Annotated in this window: 16 protein-coding genes; 14 read left to right on the top strand and 2 right to left on the bottom strand. The window is 37.3% G+C overall.

Annotation, left to right across the window (positions count from 1 at the left end; translation table 11 throughout):
- Positions 1–31: 31 nt before the first annotated feature.
- Genes KI363_RS06755 through dgoD form a run of 3 tightly spaced genes read left to right on the top strand, consistent with a single transcriptional unit; the run spans position 32 to position 3,093 of the window.
- Complete coding sequence (locus tag KI363_RS06755; protein WP_212965904.1) at positions 32–1,243, top strand: DUF8487 domain-containing protein; 1,212 nt, start codon at positions 32–34, stop codon at positions 1,241–1,243.
- Between the two features lie 41 nt (positions 1,244–1,284).
- Positions 1,285–1,926, top strand: coding sequence for a bifunctional 4-hydroxy-2-oxoglutarate aldolase/2-dehydro-3-deoxy-phosphogluconate aldolase (locus KI363_RS06750; protein ID WP_158320954.1), 642 nt, complete (start codon positions 1,285–1,287; stop codon positions 1,924–1,926).
- An 18-nt stretch (positions 1,927–1,944) separates the two neighbouring features.
- On the top strand, positions 1,945–3,093 hold the full coding sequence (gene dgoD / locus KI363_RS06745; RefSeq protein ID WP_158320953.1) for a galactonate dehydratase: 1,149 nt from the start codon (positions 1,945–1,947) through the stop codon (positions 3,091–3,093).
- Between the two features lie 152 nt (positions 3,094–3,245).
- On the opposite strand, the gene KI363_RS06740 is transcribed toward dgoD, so the two are convergent.
- Positions 3,246–5,363 carry a methyl-accepting chemotaxis protein gene (locus tag KI363_RS06740; RefSeq protein ID WP_246516792.1) on the bottom strand — a complete coding sequence of 706 codons (2,118 nt, stop codon included), beginning with the start codon at positions 5,361–5,363 and terminating at the stop codon, positions 3,246–3,248.
- 346 nt (positions 5,364–5,709) lie between these two features.
- On the opposite strand from KI363_RS06740, the gene KI363_RS06735 reads away from it, so the two are divergent.
- The 11 genes from KI363_RS06735 to KI363_RS06685 all read left to right on the top strand — a co-directional run bounded on the left by KI363_RS06735 (position 5,710) and on the right by KI363_RS06685 (position 20,984).
- Positions 5,710–6,387 carry a GntR family transcriptional regulator gene (locus KI363_RS06735; RefSeq protein ID WP_373306744.1) on the top strand — a complete coding sequence of 226 codons (678 nt, stop codon included), beginning with the start codon at positions 5,710–5,712 and terminating at the stop codon, positions 6,385–6,387.
- A gap of 69 nt (positions 6,388–6,456) precedes the next feature.
- Complete coding sequence (locus tag KI363_RS06730) at positions 6,457–8,538, top strand: alpha-glucuronidase family glycosyl hydrolase (protein ID WP_212965902.1); 2,082 nt, start codon at positions 6,457–6,459, stop codon at positions 8,536–8,538.
- 53 nt (positions 8,539–8,591) lie between these two features.
- Entirely contained in the window at positions 8,592–9,689 is a 1,098-nt protein-coding gene (gene uxuA, locus KI363_RS06725; RefSeq protein ID WP_212965901.1) for a mannonate dehydratase, read from the top strand.
- Between the two features lie 42 nt (positions 9,690–9,731).
- On the top strand, positions 9,732–10,577 hold the full coding sequence (locus KI363_RS06720; RefSeq protein ID WP_158320948.1) for an SDR family oxidoreductase: 846 nt from the start codon (positions 9,732–9,734) through the stop codon (positions 10,575–10,577).
- Between the two features lie 410 nt (positions 10,578–10,987).
- On the top strand, positions 10,988–11,890 hold the full coding sequence (locus tag KI363_RS06715) for an ABC transporter permease (RefSeq protein WP_158321051.1): 903 nt from the start codon (positions 10,988–10,990) through the stop codon (positions 11,888–11,890).
- Between the two features lie 15 nt (positions 11,891–11,905).
- Complete coding sequence (locus tag KI363_RS06710; protein WP_212965900.1) at positions 11,906–12,778, top strand: carbohydrate ABC transporter permease; 873 nt, start codon at positions 11,906–11,908, stop codon at positions 12,776–12,778.
- Between the two features lie 106 nt (positions 12,779–12,884).
- Positions 12,885–14,516 (top strand): ABC transporter substrate-binding protein, encoded by a 1,632-nt coding sequence (locus KI363_RS06705; protein WP_212965899.1) that lies wholly within the window; start codon positions 12,885–12,887, stop codon positions 14,514–14,516.
- Positions 14,517–14,669: 153 nt separating this feature from the next.
- Complete coding sequence (locus tag KI363_RS06700) at positions 14,670–15,350, top strand: YesL family protein (protein ID WP_212965898.1); 681 nt, start codon at positions 14,670–14,672, stop codon at positions 15,348–15,350.
- Between the two features lie 86 nt (positions 15,351–15,436).
- Positions 15,437–16,231, top strand: a complete 795-nt coding sequence (locus KI363_RS06695; protein ID WP_212965897.1) for a Nif3-like dinuclear metal center hexameric protein — start codon at positions 15,437–15,439, stop codon at positions 16,229–16,231.
- A gap of 93 nt (positions 16,232–16,324) precedes the next feature.
- Positions 16,325–17,473, top strand: coding sequence for a Gfo/Idh/MocA family protein (locus KI363_RS06690; RefSeq protein ID WP_212965896.1), 1,149 nt, complete (start codon positions 16,325–16,327; stop codon positions 17,471–17,473).
- An 82-nt stretch (positions 17,474–17,555) separates the two neighbouring features.
- Positions 17,556–20,984, top strand: a complete 3,429-nt coding sequence (locus KI363_RS06685; RefSeq protein ID WP_212965895.1) for a glycoside hydrolase family 2 TIM barrel-domain containing protein — start codon at positions 17,556–17,558, stop codon at positions 20,982–20,984.
- Between the two features lie 270 nt (positions 20,985–21,254).
- Here KI363_RS06685 and KI363_RS06680 read toward each other — a convergent pair whose 3' ends face one another.
- Positions 21,255–22,871: a glycoside hydrolase family 43 protein gene (locus KI363_RS06680; protein ID WP_212965894.1), complete on the bottom strand. Its 1,617-nt coding sequence runs from the start codon at positions 22,869–22,871 to the stop codon at positions 21,255–21,257.
- Positions 22,872–23,305: the final 434 nt, after the last annotated feature.

Genomic DNA, 23,305 nt, shown 5'->3' with positions numbered 1-23,305 from the left:
TACCCTTTCAACGAAGAAACTTGATAGCAGGGTGGAAGAGTTTATTGAAGCAACCGGTGTCCATTTGATCCGCACATTAAAAGAGGCGATGGAGAAGGCAAGGAGGACTCCAGGATTATCAGGGATTCAATTATTAGATGTTCGCGATTTCCCTGGTCAAGGCCATGCCACGGTTGGGATCTTAGATGTTTTTGGTGATTCAAAAGGCATTATTGACGAGAGGGCGTTTCGTCAGTTTAATGAACAAACAGTACTATTAATGCGAACTAAGAGACGAACGTATTTTAATGATGAGCATTTTTGTGCGAACTTGGAGGTTTCTCACTTTGGTCAGGCTGCCCAATTGGCAGAGCTTCATTGGGTCATAGAATCGGAGAATCAAATCATAGAAGAAGGAGACCGAATGATTGATCTAATCCCAGGAGATGGATTGATGGATCTTACAAAGATTCAAGTCCATCTCCCAGCTGGAAAGGCTAGGAAACTTACCTTAAAGTCCTCTTTAAAAATAAATGGTGAAATGGTGACGAATGAATGGGATATATGGGCTTTTCCCCGATATAAGTTACCTGAGAATCCGGAGAGGATTTGGACCAATATCCATTCACTTGGTTCCATCCTTTACGGAGCAAGAAGAGAAGGGACGATCGGTTTAAAACACTATAGTTTTCAAAAAGAAGAGAATGTAGATGTGGCGATCACGAACCAATTATCGAGAGATGTTTTCCAATATCTAGTCGATGGTGGGTCAGTTTGGTTGATGGCCCAGGAAGGGTATCAACATGATGAGGTTCATACAAAATATTTACCAATCTTCTGGAATTATCTATGGTTTCCTCAACAAAGGGGAACGACGATGGGAATACTAAACCACAAGCACCCAGGTTTAAAGGATTTTCCAAATGACCGATTCTCGGATTGGCTATGGTTTCATTTAGTCGATAATTCCGTGGCATTGGGTATGGACCTAATTCCACAGGTGGAGCCAATCGTAGAGGTGATTGATAATTTCAATCGAGCAAAACGTCTAGCCTATGCTTATGAAGTGCAGGTTGGGAGAGGAAAATTGTTTGTTTCTTCTTTCAATTTCATGGATAGACAAACAATGAAACTTCCGGAAGTACAAGGATTGTTTTTCCAATTACTGGAATATCTAAAAGGTGCCGATTTTCAACCGAAGGCATCTTTAACGGTAGGAGAGTTATTAGGTATATTCAAAGTGAGTGCCTATGTTGATCGGTAGAAAGAATTCAAGACAAAATATCAATGGGGGGGCTGAAAGAGATGGATGTGCGTTCTATTTTGTTTGAAGAAAAATTGATAGCGATTATTCGCAATATCGATCCTAATCATGTTTTAGAAGTTTGCCAGGCTCTATATGAAGGGGGAATTCAAGTGATGGAGATCACGATGAATTCTCCAAAAGCTTTATCTTTAATAGAAGAGGTGAATGACAAATTAGGAGATAAAGTTGTGGTTGGAGCTGGAACGGTTTTAGATCCGGAAACAGCGAGGGCAGCGATTTTGGCTGGAGCACAATTTCTCATCTCCCCAACTGTTCATCTTGAAACCATAAAGATGACAAAGAGATATGGGGCCATCAGTATACCAGGTGCGTTTACACCAACGGAAATTCTTACAGCTTATGAGCATGGAGCAGATATGATCAAAGTATTTCCGGCTTTATTGGGACCGGAATATATTAAGAGTATTTTAGGTCCGTTAGCACAAATCCCATTACTAGCAACAGGTGGAGTAGATCTTACAAATATAAAGGATTATTTGACCGCAGGAGCAGTTGGCTGTGGAATTGGGGGATCACTAGTAAATTCGAAAGAGCCCGTTACGCCCGCTTACCTTTCCCAACTTACGGAAAAGGCGAGAAAATATGTTCAAGCTGTTGAAGATTTTAAAAAAACAAACTAAGTAGGAGGGGAAAAAGGGATGAAAATCGTGGGGATGGAATGCTTTCTTGTGCCACCTCGCTGGCTCTTTTTAAAGATAGAGACGGATGAAGGAATTGTTGGTTGGGGTGAGCCTGTTATTGAAGGACGGGCCAAGACCGTTCAGGCTGCGGTAGAGGAGCTAAGTGAATATCTAATTGGAAAAGATCCGATGCGGATTGAAGATCATTGGCAAACCCTTTATCGTTCAGGTTTCTACCGCGGTGGCCCCATATTAATGAGCGCGATTGCGGGAATTGATCAAGCGCTATGGGATATAAAGGGAAAATATTATAATGCCCCGATCTATGACTTATTAGGTGGAGCTTGCCGGGACTCTGTCCGTGTCTACTCCTGGATTGGTGGAGATCGTCCAAAGGATGTTGCAAAAGAAGCGAAGGAAAAAGCAGCTGCGGGATTTAAAGCAATCAAAATGAATGCAACAGAAGAGATCCAATATATTGATTCCTATCAGAAAGTGGATGCTGTGCTTGAACGGGTCGCTGCTGTACGCGAGGCGATGGGAGTAGACTTTGGAATTGGCATCGATTTTCACGGACGGGTTCATAAAGCAATGGCGAAAGTTTTAGCGAAAGAACTAGAGCCCCTTCGTCCCATGTTTATTGAGGAGCCTGTCTTACCTGAGAATAATGAGGCACTTCGTGAATTGGCCCATGCGACAACGATCCCTATTGCGACAGGAGAGAGAATGTTTTCGCGGTGGGATTTTAAAAAATTACTTTCAGACGGTTATGTTGATATCATTCAACCTGATTTATCCCATGCAGGTGGAATAACGGAATGTAAGAAAATATTTGCAATGGCAGAAGCTTATGATGTCGCTGTCGCTCCACATTGTCCGTTAGGGCCCATTGCGCTTGCAGCCTGTCTCCAAGTAGACACAACTGCACACAATGTATTTATCCAAGAACAAAGCCTGGGAATTCATTATAATGAAGGAAGTGATTTATTGGATTATTTGCAAGATCCATCCGTATTTCACTATCAAGACGGCTTTGTTCAAAATTTAACGGCTCCTGGACTAGGCATCCAGATTGATGAGGATTTCGTTAAAAAGCAAGCAGATCAGGGGCATAATTGGAAAAATCCCGTATGGAGACATCAAGACGGAACGATCGCAGAGTGGTGAGAAATGGCGGCGAAGCGATTTAGAACCACATATCATAATAAAATTTTCAAAAAATATCGTATCCATTGTAACTCATTCAATTAGTAAGGATACCGTTAAATAAATGAGGCAATCGCCAAGTATCAAGACTGGCGATTGCCTTGTTTAAAGGATTAAACCTTGAAATTATTCAAGATGTCCTGCAATTCTTCTGATAATCTCCTTAATTCATCTGAAGTGGTGACCAATGAATCACTGACTTTTAATTGTTCCTCCGTTGATGCGGATACTTCCTCACTTATCGCTGATGATTCTTCAGCCGTTGCGCTAACTTGCTGAACTGTGGACGATAGAATATCTTGTGACTCTTGTAATTGTCGGATTGAATTGGACACATGTTCAATTTTGCTCATAAATTCATTCATATGTGTCCCCACTTTATTTAAGATCACATCTGTTTCCTGTGCTTTTACAACTTGTTCTTTAAAAACAGGGTTCGCTTCCTCTAATACCTGTAATGTACCATTCACTTCATTGATAATGGCAAGGGTGATACTTCCAACTGTGTCAATGGATTCTTTCGATTGTGCCGATAATTTTCTAATTTCATCGGCCACAACGGCAAATCCTTTGCCAGCTTCACCTGCTCGTGCCGCTTCAATCGCTGCATTTAGTGAGAGCAAATTGGTTTGTTGGGCGATATTCGTTAAAATCTCCATCACTTCACTAATCTGATTCGTACTTTCTTTTAAAGTGTCTGTTTTACGAATTAGCGCAGTCGTCATTTGCTCACCGTGTTTGGTCTGGGTCACGAGCTCATTCATTTTGCTAATCCCTTCATTACTACCTGCTAAAACCTCTTTTGCATAGTTTTCCATCTCTGTATTGTTACTGTATACATTTTCTACTTCCACATTAATTTTCATGGCTAAACCACTACCATTTTCGGCTTCGTGCGTTAAGTTCGCTGCCCCACTAGAAATTTCTTCGGAGGCCACGGCTACTTCTTTTGCTGATTCCGATTGAATTTTCGATATTTCACTTAATTCGATGGCTGCCTGTAAAACTTTATTAGCTGAGTCTCTTGTTTTCCACATCATTTCTGAAATGTTTTCAAGCATTTTGTTAAAGCTTTTGGCTACAAGTCCGATCTCATCTTCACGATTCATAAGATCAGAACGTACAGTTAAATCTCCATCTTGTGCAACAGCCATTAAGCCCGTTATTTTGCCTAAAGGAACGCCAACCATATTGACAATCCGTCTTCCGATAATTAAAGAGACGATAATGGACACAAGAATGGTGATGAGTGTGACAAAAAAGATGATTCTTGTATCCTTAGTTAATTCAGAAGAAGATAAAGCCCCTGCTAAGTACCATTCCGTGCTTTCGGGTTTAACTTGAAAAATAAGTTGTTTCCCTGATTCAAATACATTCGCATTTGACTCTGTTGAAATAGGATAGGCGTTTTCTTTATTAATTTCTTCATCATCAAATGAAAAGACAATGTGATTGTTTTCGTCTACGATTTTAGCTAAGCCGTTTTCTCCAAAACGAACATCTTCTAATGATTCTTTTAATAAATCATTATCTAATTCAAGAATAATTAGGTAGGGGTTATTACCGATCGCAAGCTTCTGACCAAAACTAACCGTTGAGTAGGAACTGTCACCAGTAATCCCTAATTGATTCCCCCCGATCCAAATCGGACCATTACCAGAATCAAGTGCCTTTTTATACCAATCTGATTCCATTATTTTCGTACTATCTGAAATACTTGCAGATGAAATAACTTCAGATTTTTCCAAATCAAATACATGTATATTCAGATAATTATCCACCAAGGCGGCACTTGTTAATTCATCTTCTACCTCTTTTTTTAATTGAAAATATTGATAGTCGTTCGTCTCTCCCTCCATCTCATGTAAAGAGGACAGATTATTTGTAAAGCTCTTTTTCATGATCAGCTCAGTGATGCGGTTTTTATAATTACTAAAGATAAAATCCAATTTATCTCCCGCTTGAATAATCGTTTGTTCTGATGCATCTTTTACTTTCGATTTGATGATCTGATTGGAAATGATATAAGAGGAGATGCCCACAACAGAAACGAATATTAAAACAGTCACAATAAAATTGTATAAAATTTTTGTGCTAATGGATTTTTTTGTCTGGATTGATCCTAATTTTTGTTTCTTCTTATGTAATTTTCTGTTTTTAAAAGATATTTTTTGAATAAGTTTTGTACCTGATTCTTTGGCTTTATTCAACCATTTACCTAGGTGCCCCAATATTCCTTCCTCCCTCAATGTAAAAAAATCTACTTGTTGTCATTATTCTAGTCATGCAAGGCTGCAAAATTCTAAATATGAATCCCCTTTCCTTTATCCTGGTCATTTTTTCCTTATAGGTGTTTTTTATTAGCTTGATTATATCATTTGTACTATGTGAATTGGCAATAAAATGTAGAGAAAAGTAAAAATCTCATAATAATTTAAAAGAATGAGGTTAAAAAGACCTATTTAAATACCATTGTAAATCGAGAATATCTAGATTGATAAATTACCATACTAGTATACAAATGCCGTGGGACATGTTATTATAAAATTGTTCATTATGAAAGCCGAGGTGAGGGGTATTAATAAAGTACGGACAAGAACGAATGGTTCCACTAGGGATTATGTGTATGAAACGATAAAAAAACAAATCATTCATTGTGAGTTAGAACCTGAAACGAAAATCTCAGAGAATGAAATAGCAACAAAACTTAATGTAAGTCGAACTCCAGTAAGAGAAGCTTTTTTAAAATTAGCGGAAGAAGAATTATTAGGGATTTATCCACAAAGCGGAACTTTCGTTACAAAAATTGATCTGGAATTGGTGGAGGAAGGACGTTTTATTCGAGAAAATATTGAAAAAGCCATTGTTAGGGATGCTTGTGGTAGCTTTAACCAAGAACAGTTAATGAAGATTGAGAAAAATTTGGTTATGCAGGAATTATGTCTGGAAAAAGGATTGATTCCCGACCTGTTTGAACTTGATGAGTCCTTCCATCTTTTATTATTCGAAGGATGCAGAAAAGTTCGCTCCTTTAAGATGATCAGGCATATGAATAGTCATTTTGATAGAGTACGAATGTTAAGTATCTCATCTGCTTTAAATTGGTCTGTTTTGTTTGATCAACATAAGGCGATCTTCCAATATATATCGGAAAATAAGCCCGATCTTGCGGAAGACACGATGGCTCAGCATTTAAAATTAGTAAACTTTGAAAAAGAAGAACTGATCTCACGCTATCCAAATTATTTTAAATAAAGGATAGCGCATTTTTGCAAGTCTTTTGTAAACGTTGTCAGAGAGACTAGTTTAGGAGGAGAATAAGGGATGGAAGTGAGTTTGAAAAATAATGTTTCCCGGCAGGCAAGTTATGACTGTTGGCTACAATATGAAAAGATAAGAGATCATGAATACTATAATCAATACGTAGCTTATAGCCGGGGAATAGCGGTAGTTGGAGACTCTCCTATTTTAAAGTCAGCCCTTGATGAGTTAGAGAGAGGACTTTTCTCGATGTTTGGTCAAAAGTCAACTGTTTATAACGAAGCAGCAAAAGAAGCTTCTATTATTGCTGGAACATTTGAATCAATCCCTTTGGAAGATTACGGCTTGAATAAAGCTTCACTTATAAATATGAATGAGGAAGGCTATCTTTTGAAAGCAGTGAAGGATGAAGAAAAGATTATTGTTGCTGCTAAGTCGGATAAAGGGGTTCTTTATGCTGTTCATCATTTATTACGTTTGCTTCAATTACGGGAATCATTGAAACAAGTAAATATTGTTGAATCCCCAAAAAATCAATTAAGAATGTTAAACCAATGGGATAATATGGATGGCAGTGTGGAGCGGGGGTATTCAGGTCAATCGATTTTTTATGAGAATCATAAAATCACAACAAACCTCGAAAGAATTAAAGATTATGCAAGATTACTATCATCTATAGGGATTAATGCCATTTCGATCAATAATGTGAATGTCTGGAAGGTAGAAACAAAATTAATTACAAACGATTTCTTACCAGATGTAGCGAAAATTGCCGATATTTTACGAGCCTATGGAATAAAGACTTTCTTAAGTATCAATTTTGCGAGTCCAATCGAAATTGATGGGCTACAAACAGCTGATCCTTTAGATCCAGATGTGAAAACATGGTGGAAAAACAAGGTAGAGGAGATTTATAGATACATCCCAGATTTCGGCGGTTTTGTTGTGAAGGCAGATTCGGAACATCGTCCTGGACCTTTTTCATATGATCGAAACCATGCAGATGGGGCCAATCTGTTAGCAGAAGCTTTAGAACCATTTGGCGGACTTGTGATTTGGAGATGTTTTGTCTATAACTGTTTGCAAGATTGGCGGGATCGTTCGACAGATAGGGCAAGAGCTGCTTATGACCATTTTAAACCTTTAGATGGTGATTTCCTTGATAATGTTATTTTGCAAATAAAAAATGGACCAATGGATTTCCAAGTACGTGAGCCCGTGTCCCCATTATTTGGTGCGCTCGAAAAGACAAATCAAATGATGGAGTTTCAGGTGGCGCAAGAGTATACAGGACAGCAGAAAGATTTATGTTTCCTTGTTCCATTATGGAAAGAAGTACTTGAATTTGATACGTATGCCAAGGGAGAAGGTTCAAAGGTTAAAAATATCGTCAATGGATCTCTATTTAATGATAAATTTAGTGGCATTTGTGCTGTTTCCAATATTGGTAATGACGAGAATTGGACTGGGAACACACTTGCTCAGGCGAATTTATATGGATACGGACGCCTAATTTGGAATCCTGATCTTACATCAGAGGAAATTGCTGAAGAATGGATTCGTTCTACTTTTGGCCAAGATCCATCTGTAGTTGAACAAATCAAACAAATGTTATTAGATTCATGGTCAATTTATGAAAATTACACCGCTCCACTTGGGGTTGGTTGGATGGTCAATCCTCATCATCATTATGGTCCAAATATTGATGGATACGAATATTCCGTTTGGGGAACCTACCATTTTGCTGATCGTGATGGAATTGGTGTGGATCGTACTATTGAGACCGGAACGGGATATGCGGGTCAATACTACTCACCTAATAAGGAAATGTATAATAACTTGGAAACATGTCCAGATGAATTATTATTGTTTTTTCACCATGTTCCTTATACGTATAAATTGAAATCTGGGAAAACGGTCATTCAACATATTTATGACACACATTTTAAAGGCGCAGAGCAAGTGGAAGAGTTAATAGAAAAATGGAATGGATTGCGAGGAAAGATAGACGAGATAAGGTTTGTAAATGTTTCAGAACGTTTCCAACTTCAATTGAAGAATGCAAAAGAATGGAGAGATCAAGTAAATACGTATTTTTACCGGAAGTCAGGCATTGCGGATGAGAATAATAGGACGATTTATTAATGATAATATTCTGGAGGAAATCAAGGTTTATACAACGGCTGGAGGAATCTTAGATGAGGATGGTATTTAGATGGTTTGGGAAAGGAAATGATAGTGTTTCCTTACAACATATTAAACAAATCCCCGGTGTAGAAGGGCTTGTTTGGGCACTTCACGATATACCGGCAGGGGAAGTATGGCCATTAGACCGTATTTTAGAAGTGAAACAACAAGCAAATAAATACGGTTTTCAGATTGATGTTGTTGAAAGTGTCAATATTCATGATGATATCAAACTAGGTCTTCCATCTCGAGATCAATATATCGAAAATTACAAGAAGACAATCCAAAATCTTTCCAAAGTTGGAGTGAAGGTAATTTGCTATAATTTTATGCCTGTATTTGATTGGGTGAGAACTGATCTATTTAAACCGTTGGAAGATGGTTCAACGGCCTTATTTTACGAGAAGGCGAAAGTGGTTGGGATGGATCCATTCGAATTAGTAGAGAATAATGCCTATAACCCCGAGTTTACGATGCCGGGATGGGAACCGGAACGTTTAAAATCATTAAAGGAACTTTTTGTTGCTTATAGCAATGTGTCGACAGAGTCATTATGGGATAACCTTCAGTATTTCTTGGAAAAAATTATTCCAGTCGCTGAGATGTGTGATGTTAAAATGGCGATTCATCCCGATGATCCTCCATGGGAAATCTTTGGCTTGCCAAGATTAATCACATCCCAAGACAATATTCGTAGATTTCTTAAATTAGTGGATAACCCTTATAACGGTGTTACTTTATGTAGTGGATCATTGGGTGCCAATTCTGCTAATGATATCCCTGCTATGATTAGAGAGTTTGCTGATCGGATTCCTTTTGCTCATATTAGAAATGTAAAACGCTTTGCCAATGGTGACTTTATTGAAACATCGCATCGAACAAAGGATGGTTCAGTTGATATATATGAAATTGTTAAGGCCTATCATGATTGTGGATTTACGGGGTATGCCAGACCAGATCATGGGCGGCATATATGGGATGAAGAGTGTCGGCCAGGATATGGATTATATGACCGCGCTTTAGGGATCATGTATCTTTGGGGAATATGGGATTCTTTGGAGAGCATTTATAAAGAAAAAATAGATATTGTTCATTCGAAAACAAGGTAAATACTAAAATCTTTAAGTTGTAAGGAGAAAGGAGTATGCATGTTGTTAGCACAGAATCCAAATTTAGTAGGAAAAGTGGCAATCGTCACAGGGGGTGGCGGTATTTTATGTGGTTGTATGGCGAAGGAACTTGCAAGACAAGGGATGAAGGTGGCGATTTTAAACCGTACTTATGAAAAGGCAGTTAAAGTAGCAGAAGAGATTAAACATGCAGGTGGCGAGGCTTTACCTGTTCAATGTGATGTTTTAGATAAAGAAAGTGTTCGAAAAGCCGATGAACTAGTGTTTGAAAAGTACGGTAACTGTGATTTGCTAATTAATGGTGCCGGTGGAAATCATCCGAAAGCAAGCACGACGAATGAGGTATTCGATCCAGCAGATATCGTGACTAAGGATGTTACCTCCTTCTTCGACTTATCGAGAGATGGCTTTGAATCCGTTTTTAATTTAAATTTTATTGGGACACTAATTCCTACACAAATTTTTTCCAAACGCATGTTAGAGAATAATGGTTCAATCATTAATATTTCTTCCATGAGTGCGCCAAGTCCAATGACGAAAGTGCCGGCATATAGCGCCGCAAAAGCAGCGATAAATAATTTTACCCAATGGTTGTCCGTTCATATGGCACCAGCTAATATTCGCGTCAATGCGATTGCACCTGGTTTTTTCCTAACAGACCAAAATCGTCGTTTGTTAACGAATGAAGATGGGAGTCCAACAACAAGAATGGAAAAAATCGTCGCACACACACCTATGCGGAAATTGGGACGGCCGGAGGATTTATTAGGTACATTACTTTGGTTAGCAGATGAAGAAGCAAGTGGATTTGTGACAGGGGTTTGTGTGCCTGTGGATGGAGGATTTATGGCTTATTCAGGTGTGTGATCGATACAGTATTCCCAGTGCCTCTTCAAAATTTTATAGAATTGTGAAGAGGTCTATAGAACAAAACAGTTGGAATAAAACTATTTTTTTATAAAAATATGTGTTGCTTATTTTAAGATGAACAGCTATTATAGAATTAAACTAACATACTAGTAAGTTAGATAACAGCGAAACATCGATCAATTTTGTCGAACTTTGGAATGCTTGCAGTTAATTCGGAATAGAGGATTTCCAAATAAAAGTTTCCTTAGTTTGATTATCCATTAGACAAACAATGTTTTGTAAAAGCTAAGGTGATTTGAAAGCGCTTGATACCTGGAGATTTTAATTAGGTATTCTAAGGGGGAGTATACGTGCATCAAATAGCCAGAAAGACTGAAACAAATATACCCGCTAGTAAAACTTCAAAAATGGCAGTAATTTTAGGAGCTCTTAAGAAAGATTGGCAGCTGTACTCTTTATTGGTTCTTCCAATTCTTTATCTTATTATCTTTAAATATGGACCAATGGCCGGTAATATAATTGCCTTCAGGAAATTTGTGCCTGGGGGAAGTATATTTGGAGAAAAATGGGTGGGCTTACATTATATAAACATGTTTATAAATGATCCAACTTTCTGGAAAGTTTTCAAAAATACGCTTATTCTTAGTAGTCTCACATTGCTGATCACTTTCCCAGCACCGATCATTTTTGCCCTCTTGTTAAATGAACTGAAATCGATGAAATTTAAAAGATTTGTGCAAACGGCTTCTTATTTACCACATTTCTTTTCGATTGTGATCGTATCAGGGATGATTTTGGAACTGGTCGCTGTTAATGGATCGATAAATAATATTGTCGAATTCTTTACAGGGAATCGGATTAGTTTTATACAGAAACCGGAATGGTTCCGAACGATTTATATTGGTTCCGAAATATGGCAGGGGCTTGGTTGGGGAGCTATTCTGTATCTTGCGGCACTGACCGGAATTAATAATGAGTTGTATGAAGCGGCGAAAATCGATGGAGCGAACCGTTGGAAACAGACTCTTCATATTACTATTCCAGGAATTCTTCCTACCATCATTACTTTGTTAATTTTAAATATTGGTAACCTATTAGCGGTTGGGTTTGAAAAAATATTACTCTTGTACAATCCGCTAAACTATAAAACATCTGATGTTATTGCAACCTACGTTTATCGTGTGGGGCTAGAATCTAGTAACTTTAGTTATGCTACAGCCATTGGTCTTTTTGAGGGAATCATTGGACTCATTCTGGTCTTTTCAGCGAACTATATTTCTAGAAGGCTTACAGATAGCAGTTTATGGTAAGGAGGGAGAAAGATTTTGAAAGAGTCCATGCAATATAAGGTATTTAGAGTATTTAACGTCACCATACTAGTGCTCATTGTGGCTTTGACCTTTTACCCATTTATAAATATCGTGGCACAATCGTTCAGCTCGGAATCTTATATCAATTCAGGGAAGGTTAATCTGTGGCCAAAAGGATTTAACGTAGATACTTATAAAATAATTGTAAAAGATAGTATGTTCTGGATTAATTATAAAAATACAGTTGTTTACACAGTTGTGGGGACATGTATTCAAATGATTATGACAACCATGTTTGCTTATGCTTTATCGAAGAAACGTCTTTTGGGCAGAGAGTTCTTTACGATGTTTGCTGTATTTACCATGTTCTTCGGTGGAGGATTGATTCCAAATTATGTTTTGGTGAAATCTCTTGGCATGGGGAACACAATGTGGGCTATTGTTGTACCAGGTGCGATTAGTGTTTTCAATATGCTTATTATGAAAACGTTTTTTCAAAATATTCCCGATGAACTGGAAGAAGCGGCGATTATGGATGGATCGAGCACGTATGGAACATTATTCAAAATTGTACTGCCTCTTTCCGGTCCTGTACTTGCTACAATGGTTTTATTTTATTCCGTAGGAAACTGGAACGCATGGTTCCCAGCATTTATCTATCTTGAAGATAAAGACCTTTTTCCAGTACAAATCTATTTGCGGAATTTAATTAAGGGTGCCGATTCTTCACGTTCTGTTGGAGCAACAGGGGCAGATGATCTAGCACAAATTTCTTCTAATATTAAAGCGGTCACAATGGTTTTAACAGTACTACCAATTTTATGTGTGTATCCTTATGTGCAAAAGTATTTTGTTTCCGGTGTCATGTTGGGATCTGTAAAAGGGTAATAATAAAAAATTTTTACTGCTTATGAAAAAGGAGGTGGATCAGAATCAACTATTGTTGCTAGTTTGCCGTATTACTATCGTTTATTAAATTAAGGGGGAGTCTTAAATGGAGAAAGGCTTTAAAAAGTTTTTGTTCCTTATTTCATTTTTGTCCATCATCGCCTTTACGCTGGTTGCCTGTGATAACTCGGAAAAAACAGACGGGGACAAGAAAGCAGACGTACCTGAAAGTAAGGCTGCTATGGATAATTATAGTGTAGGTGATACATTTAAGGCAAAAGAAGAGTTTACAATTCCAATGCTATATAGTGATCACCCAAATTATCCATATAAAAAAGATTGGCTTTTGTTTGAGGAAATTAAAAAGAGAACAAATGTTAATTTAGATATGACTATTGTTCCAATGAGTGATTATGGTCAGAAGAGAAGTTTACTTATTAGTAGTGGAGATGCGCCATATATTATTCCAAAGACTTATCCTGGTGAAGAAGTACCATTTGTTTCTTCAGGTACGATTTTACCTATCAGTGATTATGTAGACTTCATGCCTAATTACAAGGAAAAAGTTGAAAAATGGGAGATCGAGCCTTTCTTAGAGGGGTTACGTCAAGATGATGGTAAATATTATGTGCTACCAGGTCTTCATGAAGATGTTTGGCCAGACTACTCTCTAGCAATTAGAACCGATATTTTAGATGAATTAGGCTTAGAAATGCCAACTACGTGGGATGAACTTGAAACCGTGTTAGAAAAAATGAAAGAAGCTTACCCCGATGTCACACCTTTCTCAGATCGATGGGAATTTAAGAGCACTTTGGGCTTTGCAGCGACTAGTTTTGGAACGACTGCTGGCTGGGGGTTAGGATCTGCCTTGAATTATGACAAAGATAAAGACGAATTTGTTTTTGGCCCAGCGACAGAAGGGTATAAAGAAATGGTTAGTTATTTCCGTGAACTTGTTGAAAAAGGTTTACTTGATAAGGAAAGTATGACCCAAGATGATGATCAAGCACAAAAGAAATTCGTGAATGGGGAATCATTTGTTTTAGGAACAAACTCACAAACGATAGTTGATTATCGTAAAGATATGAATGATATTCTAGGGGAAGACAATTTTGCCATTAAAAAAATTGTAGTTCCAGGTGGTCCAGCAGGACAGGTAATGGGAGGTTCCAAATTAGAAAACGGGATCATGCTCTCTTCTAAAGTGAAGGACGATCCTAACTTTGAAGCCATTCTCCAGTTTGTTGACTGGTTATGGTATAGCGATGAAGGGCAAGAATTTGCTAAATGGGGAGTAGAGGGAGTTACTTATACAAAAGACGAAAATGGTAAACGTACCCTAACGGATGATGTGAACTATGTTGGTCTTAACCCGGACGGGACGAAAGCCTTGAATGCCGATTTTGGTTTCTCTGGAGGAAATTTTGCTTATGGAGGAACAACAGACCTCCTTCATTCAATGTTTAGTGAAGAAGAGATTGAATTCCAAAATGCTATGGCTGAAACGAAAGAAGTTGTATTACCTGACCCACCAATTCGATATGATGAAATGGAACTTGAACAATCTACTTTATTAAGCACACCATTGAAAGACTTTGTGGATACAGCCACATATGAATTCATCCTAGGTGATCGTGATATAGCTAAATGGGATGATTATGTAAATGAGTTGAAAAATATGGGAATGCAAGATTATGTAGATTTAGCAAATGAAGTATACAAAAGTCAAGATTAGCGGATAGAGTGAACTCAAAAAGCTACCTGCAATAAAATAGTCAAAATTATTGCAGGTAGTTGCATGTACGCAACTATTCAGTGAAACTATATATATGGGATATTCTTATATTTCAAAGAATTTCACTAAAGACTTTAAGAAGGATGAATCGGCATGAATAAACAACAGGAATTCGGTCAAGGGATATTGTCTGTTGTCACAAATCATATCTATTGGTTTATGCTAACCAATATTTACTTTGTTTTTTGCAATCTTATTTTTCTAATTGCTTTTATGACATTGGAGCCTGAGCTTTCCAATATGATTTTAATTTTTATAGCGCTTATCCCGACGGGCCCAGCAATCACCGCTTTATGCTATGTAATGGATAAGTTAGTACGTGAAAAGGAAATCTCACCTACAAGAGACTTCTTTTACGGGTATAAAATTAACTTTAAAGATACATTAAAAGTATGGCTACCAATGCTTGCGGCGATCTTTATACTAATTATTGATTTACAATATTTTTATCAAGAAAGTACGAAGATCAACCAAATTATGGCGATTGTATTTTTGGTGGGACTTGGTTTTCTCATTTGTATTTTACTCTATGTGTTTCCAATTACAGCTAAATTTAAATTTAGAATGAGAGATGTCTTTAAACTATCCTTTTATTATAGTTTTAAAAAATTGAAAATAACGACTGGTAATATTGGGATTCTTATCATTGCTTTATTTTTGATGATTATTACAACGGACTTTTTATTTATTTTTATTGCGAGTGTTCTAAGTTATGTTCTTACCTTAAATAGTAGGGCGGTCATTGATGATATTGAGGAGAATTATACAAAATAATATATTACTTAACACATTAAGAAGATAAGGTGGTTTAGTCTCAATACTGAAATCTCGATAACTATTAAAAAAGAGGGTTTGGCTTAATGATGATAAAAGTGGAAGAAGTAATAAATGAGTTGATCAAGCCTATACCTGAACCAGAAAAAACTGTAGATACGCTCATTGTAGGGGAGAAAGATAAGGTTGTTAAAGGAATTGGTACAACCTTCATGGCAACATATGATGTGATTCAACGGGCGATAGATTTAGGTGTCAACTTAATTATCACTCACGAAGGAATTTATTATAGTCATCACGATCAAACCGATAAATGGATACAAGACCCTATTTATCTTGAAAAAAGACGCTTAATTGAATCCTCAGATATGGCAATTTTTCGTTTGCATGATGCTATACATTTATATAAACCGGATGGCATAACAAAAGGATTACTTCATAGTTTAGATTGGGGATGTTATGTAGAAAAGAACGATCTTACTGAATCGATTCTTACTTTGCCTGCTATGACATTAGGAGAATTCGCGGAATATGTAAAGAAAAAGCTGAATATTCCATATGTGCGTGTTGTTGGTGATGTATCACAGATATGTAAACGTGTAGCAGTATCTGTTGGCTATCGAGGTGGGGGTGAGAATGCGATTCCTTTATTTGTACGAGAACAACTTGATTTACTGATTACAGGTGAAGGACCTGAATGGGAAACACCAGAATATGTAAGAGATGCCGTACAGCAAGGTCGTAAGAGGGCTTTAATCTTCCTTGGTCATGCTGAAAGTGAGAAAGCAGGGATGAGGTATTTAGCAAAAAAATTAAAATCAGTCTATCCAACTATTCCTGTACATTTTCTAGATGAAAAACCTGTTTTTCAAATTATATAATAGTAAGACAATGCTGTAATAACACAAATGTAAATTTTAATTATCAATGGTTCTATTTCAACTAATAATCAATCGAAAAGGGGAGTTTGTTAGATGTTAAATATCGCGATTATTGGTACAGGAGCGATTGCTCCAGCTCATGTGAATGCTTACCTGAAGTTTCCCGATCGATGCAAAATTGTCGCCTTATGTGATCAATACCCTGAAAAGGCAGAAAAGTTAAAACAGGAATACCAGCTTACAGCTGACACTGTGGATAATCACAAAGAGCTTTTGAATAGGCAGGATATTGACCTTGTTTCTGTTTGTACACCACCTTATACACATGCAGAAATTTCAATTGACTTTTTAAACGCTGGAAAGCATGTTTTAGTGGAAAAACCAATGGCTTCGTCGCTTGAAGAATGCGATGCGATGAATGAAGCCGCACATAGAAATCAGAAAGTTTTGTCCATTGTTGCACAAAATCGCTTTACAACACCGATGATGAAACTGAAAAAGGTACTTGATACAAAGTTAATGGGACCGATTGTGCATACACAAGTAGATTCATATTGGTGGCGAGGACATAGTTATTATGATTTGTGGTGGCGAGGTACATGGGAAAAAGAAGGTGGCGGCTGCACATTAAATCATGCCGTACATCATATTGACCTATTTCAATGGATGAACGGGATGCCAGCGGAAATCACGGCGATCACGAGTAACACTTCTCATGATAATGCTGAAGTAGAGGATTTGTCGATTGCGATCGCCAAGTATGGTAATGGAAGTCTCGCACAAATTACGAGTTCGGTTGTTCACCATGGAGAAGAACAGCAATTGATATTCCAAGGGAAAAAAGCACGCGTTTCAGCACCTTGGAAATTGAAGGCTTCAAAAGCAAAAGAAAATGGTTTTCCAGAAGAAGATCAAGAATTAGAAGTGGAAATCCAAAAAGTATATGATCAACTACCAAGCTTGCCATATGAAGGTCATGCAGGACAAATCCAAGACGTGCTTTCAGCTATTGAAAACAACATGAAAGTTTTAATTGATGGAAAACAAGGAAAGCAAACCCTAGAACTTATTACAGCGATCTATCAATCTGCTAGTTTAAAAGAGACAATCAAGCTTCCCCTTAAAACGGATAGCCCATTTTATACAAGGGAAGGGATCTTAAAAAACACCACTTATTTCTATGAAAAAACGACATCTGTTGAGAATTTCGCCAATAATGAAATTACAAGTGGAGGAAATTAGAAATGAGTGATTCATTCTGCTAGTTAGGTTGTTAGCAGAATGACATTACATAATGTTTATCGAGGAAAGGATATTTATAATCGTGAATAAAAAACTTCTTTTTAACGATGGTTGGGAATTCGCTAAAAGTGATTTAGAACTAACCGACTGTATTAATTTGGAATTTAAACCTGTGGAACTTCCACATGATTGGCTTATTTATAACACTTTGGATTTATATGAAAACAGTATCGGTTGGTATCGCAGGAAATTTTCATATACAAAAGGAAAAGAGGAGCAACTCCTATTATATTTCGACGGAGTTTATATGGATTCTTCTGTATATGTAAATCAACAATTAGTCGGGGAATGGAAATATGGGTATTCATCCTTCGAATTCGATATCACGGAGAAGCTTGTGGAAGGCGAAAATGAAATACTTGTGAAAATTGTCTATCAGAGTCCCAATAGTAGATGGTATTCAGGTGCGGGTATCTATCGCAATGTATGGTTAAAAGTTAGAGAGCAAAATCATATTGGGACAGATGGTATTTATGTGACGACAAAACAGGCAGGAGATAGTTGGTATGTAGAAGTAGAGACAGATTTGAACATTCATGATGATGCTTATCTTGTCCATACCATTTTATATAATGGGCAAGAGATTGTGAAATCGTCCAAAAAGGTAACAGCTGGAAACGCTTCATTTCAGAAAGTCGAACACAGCCTTTTTGTAGCCCATCCATTATTATGGAGCCCTGAAGATCCTAATCTGTATCAACTACAAACACAATTATTATGTGATGTAAATAATGGTGACCAAAAGGTAATCGAGCAATACTCACAAAATATAGGTTTTCGATATATTGTGCTCGACAAACAGAAAGGTCTTAAACTGAATGGGAAAAAGATGAAATTAAATGGAGTTTGTGAACACCACGATTTAGGGGCATTAGGAGCAGCCTTTAATAAAGTTGCCCTTAAAAGAAGGTTTGAGATATTGAAAGATATGGGCGTTAATGCCATTCGCACAGCACATAATATGCCTGCCAAAGAGCTAATGGATCTAGCCGATGAAATGGGGTTCCTAATCGTATCTGAAGCATTTGATATGTGGGAAAGACCGAAGACTCCTTTTGATTATGCCCGATTCTTTAAAAAGTGGGCAAAAATGGATGTAAAAAGTTGGGTCACGCGGGATCGGAATCATCCGAGTCTATTAATGTGGAGTATTGGAAATGAAATTTATGATACACACGCCGATGAGCGAGGACAGGAAATCACTAAAATGCTCGTGGATTATGTGTACGAATATGATCCAAAAGGGAATGCTGTTGTTACGATTGGTTCCAATTATATGCCATGGGAAAATGCTCAGAAGTGCGCAGATATTGTCAAGATTGCCGGTTATAATTATGCGGAAAAATATTATCAAAAACATCATGAGGAGCATCCAAATTGGGTCATTTATGGTAGTGAGACATCCTCCGTTGTACAAAGTAGAGGCATTTACCATTTTCCGTATGAAAAGTCGATTCTAGCGGATGATGATGAGCAATGTTCTGCTTTAGGCAATAGTTCAACAAGTTGGGGGGCAAAATCAGCGGAATTTTGTATTCTCGCTGAAAGAGACACTTCCTTTTCCTTAGGACAGTTTTTATGGACGGGATTTGACTATATAGGAGAACCAACCCCTTATCATACGAAGAACTCCTATTTTGGACAAATAGATACAGCTACTTTTAAGAAGGATTCTTATTACATTTATCAAGCAGCATGGACAAACTATAAGACAAAGCCAATGGTTCATATTTTCCCTTATTGGGATTTTAATGAAGGTCAAATGATTGATGTGCGAGTTTGTTCAAATGCGCCAAAAATTGAGCTGCAATTAAATGGTCGATCTATTGGTATACATAATATTGATCATGAACATGGAACAGAGCTTCTTGGGTGGTGGAAAGTCCCTTATGAACATGGGAAATTAAAGGCCATTGCCTACGATGAATCAGGAAATATTATTGCGACAGATGTACGAGAGTCCTTTGGTGATGCGAAGAAAATTAGTTTAATCCCCGATAAGGATCAACTTATTGCCAATGGTGAAGACTTAATATTTGTTGAGGTTAATGTGGAAGATGAAAATGGCCATCGAGTTGAAAATGCTAATAATCGTGTTTTTGTTCAAGTATCCGGAGCAGGGCGTCTACTAGGTCTAGATAACGGTGATAGTACGGACTATGATCCATACAAAGGGACGAGCCGTAGGTTATTTAGTGGGAAGTTAATGGCAATTATTGGGGCAACATTAGAAGCGGGAAATATTCAACTGGAGGTATCCTCTATTGGATTGCAAGGAGAAACATTCACATTCGAATCTATTCCTAGTGCGGGTGAAGATGCCGAGGGAATTTCTGCTCTTACAACTAATAAGGATTTACCAATCGTGACCGGGAACAAAATGGAGATTCCTTTACGGAAGTTAGAGATTATAAGTAATTCTGGACAAAACTTTGATAATACCACAAAAGAAATGGATATTCATGTAAGGTTATATCCCGAAAATACTTCCTACCGGGAAGTTGAGTGGAGTGTCGTGAATGATGTTGGGATTGAATCCAATATTGCGAAAGTGGAATCAGATGGACATAAAGTAAGGGTTATAGCATTGGGAGATGGAGAGTTTCGACTGCGCTGTACAAGTAAGAATGGGACAGATAAAACGAAACTCATTTCCGAATTAGAATTTACGGCTGTTAATCTTGGTACGGCTTATAAAGATCCTTATGGATTTATCTCAGGTGGTCTTTACGACTATAGTAAAGGTGAAGTCGGTAATGGTAATGAAAGAGGAGTCGCCACAAGTAGAGATGGCGAAACTCAAGTAGGTTATCGGGATATCGACTTTGGTCCATATGGTTCTGATACGATAACAATTCCGATCTTTGCGTTATCAAATGAAGAATATTATTTACAAATTTGGGAGGGGATGCCTGAGGAAGAGGGTAGTGAATTGTTAGCTGATGTCATTTATCAAAAGGAATCCAAATGGAATGTTTATCAAGAAGAAACTTATCAATTATCCAAAAAACTACGAGGGATTACTTCCATTTGCTTTGTCCTTCAACAGAAGGTACATATTAAAGGATTCTCATTTGAAAAGGGGAACCGTGCCTTTGAACAGAATGATGCTGCCGCTGGTGACAGAATTTACGGTGATTCATTTGAGCAGGTGGGTAACAATATAGAGCGCATAGGCAATAATGTTTCCTTAGAATTCGAACAAATGGATTTTGCAAATGTAGGTGCTACGAAACTAGTCCTTTTCGGAAGATCCGTGATCGACAAAAATACGATTCACGTACGTTTTGCTAATGAAGAAGGCGAAAGTAGCCAAATTATAGAATTCAAGCAATCAGAAGAATATGAAGAACGGGTATTTGAACTAGAAAAGGTAACAGGTCTACAAAAAGTAACGTTTATTTTTCTCCCAGGAAGCAATTTTGACTTTGGATGGTTCCGCTTTGAATAGTTAAAAACCTATCTGATTCTGTAAATATGCAATGAAGAGAGACCGGGCAAAAGCAGCCCGGTGCTTTTGTGTACCAAAAATTTGAAAAACCGATCAACTATACATACAATAATTTTTTGGATCCTGCAATCCACTATTGAGTTTTCATACAGAAAATAAAGCAATTATCATAACAAGCCTGTAAATAAAGTTTTAAAAGCTAGACCAATCTCAGTACAAAAACAACCATACGATTTTTAGTTAAAATCAGTATGGTCGTTTTCTTAGTTGTTATTTGGCCGTTTTCTCTTTATATATAAAGTAATCAAAATCAGCATGTCTATTTTGACCTGATGTATCTTGGCAGCGCATTCCGACAAATGCTCCTGTAAAGAATCCTCCACCTTGGATATAATCGTCTGATAGTTTATAGGACTGAAATGTGACTGGAACGGTATTCCAATTATCCCCATCAAAGGAATAAGCATATTGATAGTTGATGGTCTTTACATCTACTCGTAGGTATATGTATTCCACATCTTCAGGTATTTTAATTTCATCACCTTTAAGAGGTTGATCAAATGTAAAGTTATCACAGGTCATTAATTCGAGAATCCTTCCTTTTTCCTCATTCCAAGAAATTTGGAAAGAAGTCCAGTTTTGAGTATTATAATAATTTACTAGACCTGCTGACTGTTGGAAAGTAACGGGCCGGAAAGCAACTTTCGTCTCCGCTGTAAAATTAAAATGCTGCCAGCGTCTTGCTACAAAAGCTTGCGTGAATTTTGATGTTAATGACTCTCTTCCATATAATCGCAAATGTCCTGGATTGTCGGTTAATGAGACAATATCTTTTCCTAATGGAATACGCAATGTCTGGAAATGTAGATTCAATGTATCTGAATTAAAATCGTCTTTTTCCTCATAATCTTTTTCAAATTTAACCTCATCAATACTTGGACCTTCAATTTCAAGAGATGGTTGATTTCCACCAACCACATAAGGCCAGTCGTTTTTCCATTCCAATCTTTGAATAGCTGTTTCTCTTCCGAGCGGACAAAATCCGCGTGGATCTAATAAAGGCTGATCTTCTCTCGGTAATGGACGTCCTGTTAAATGCACTAAGAACCACTCATCAGTATGGGTCTTCACGATGGAGGCATGTCCAGCCTTTTGTAATGGGTTTCTAGGACTTGAAAAGGATGAAATTAAAGGGTTTTCAGGATGAACTTCATAAGGTCCTCTTAAATCCTTTGAACGGGCAATGGTTGCCTGATGCTCATATTTCGTTCCACCTTCTGCAGTTAAAAGATAATAATATCCATTTATTTTATAAAGATGTGGAGCTTCTGTCAGTTTTACATCTGTTCCCTTAAAGATCACTTCTGCCTTCCCAACTAGTTTTTCTTCTTTAGCACTGAATTCTTGAAGAACAATACCATAAAAATTATGGTGTCCAACGCGGTGATCCCAAAGCATATTGACCAAATATTTTTTTCCATCTTCATCATGAAATAAGGAAGGGTCAAACCCGGAACTATTTAAATAAATAGGCTCGGACCATTCTCCGTCAATAGTGTCACAGGTCACAAGATAATTATGGGAATCTTTCCATTGTCCTTCTGTAACCTTTACATCTGTATAAATGAGCCAAAATTTGTTATCACTATACGATAATTGGGGTGCCCAAATCCCCCCGGAATCTGGATTTCCCATCATATTTAATTGATTCAGTCGGTTTAAAGGTCTTGATGCTAAACGCCAGTTTTTCAAATCTTTTGAATGGTAGATTCCAACACCAGGAAACCATTCAAAAGTTGACACAGCTATATAATAATCTTCTCCTACTCGACAAATACTTGGATCTGGATTAAATCCAGTTAGAATTGGGTTACGAATAATCGCCATTCTTTCCACCTCTTATTTTATATTTTCATCTACTATATTACCATACTAGATGGTGAAAAGCGCTTTCAAATATGATAATATAGTTTCATACTCTTTAGTAGTTTTATAGATAAACTATACTACAAATAAGAATACCATTCAATGCTAAATAAGAGAACAAATAGGTAAAGCAAAAAGATAGAAATACCCGTATATTATTGGCGGAATTATCTCGTGTTTTGTATTTAGGTATAGTGGGAAACCTAAGGAAGGGATTCACTACATAGGCGTTATGAAACAAAGTTGAAATAATATTTAAATTAAGTAGTGGATCTACGTCAATATTTAGGACACATAAAAGTTAATTTTTTTCATTGTGCTTCGAAACTTATTTAAATGTGTATTTGAAGGCTTGACATGGAGCCTCTGTGTGCGTGGTGATTTGCGAAAGACGA

This window comes from Lederbergia ruris (genome assembly GCF_018332955.1).
GTDB classification, from domain to species: Bacteria; Bacillota; Bacilli; order Bacillales; family Bacillaceae_C; genus Lederbergia; species Lederbergia ruris.
Note: the sequence above shows the minus strand (reverse complement) of the source record. Positions and strands in the feature narration are given on the sequence as shown.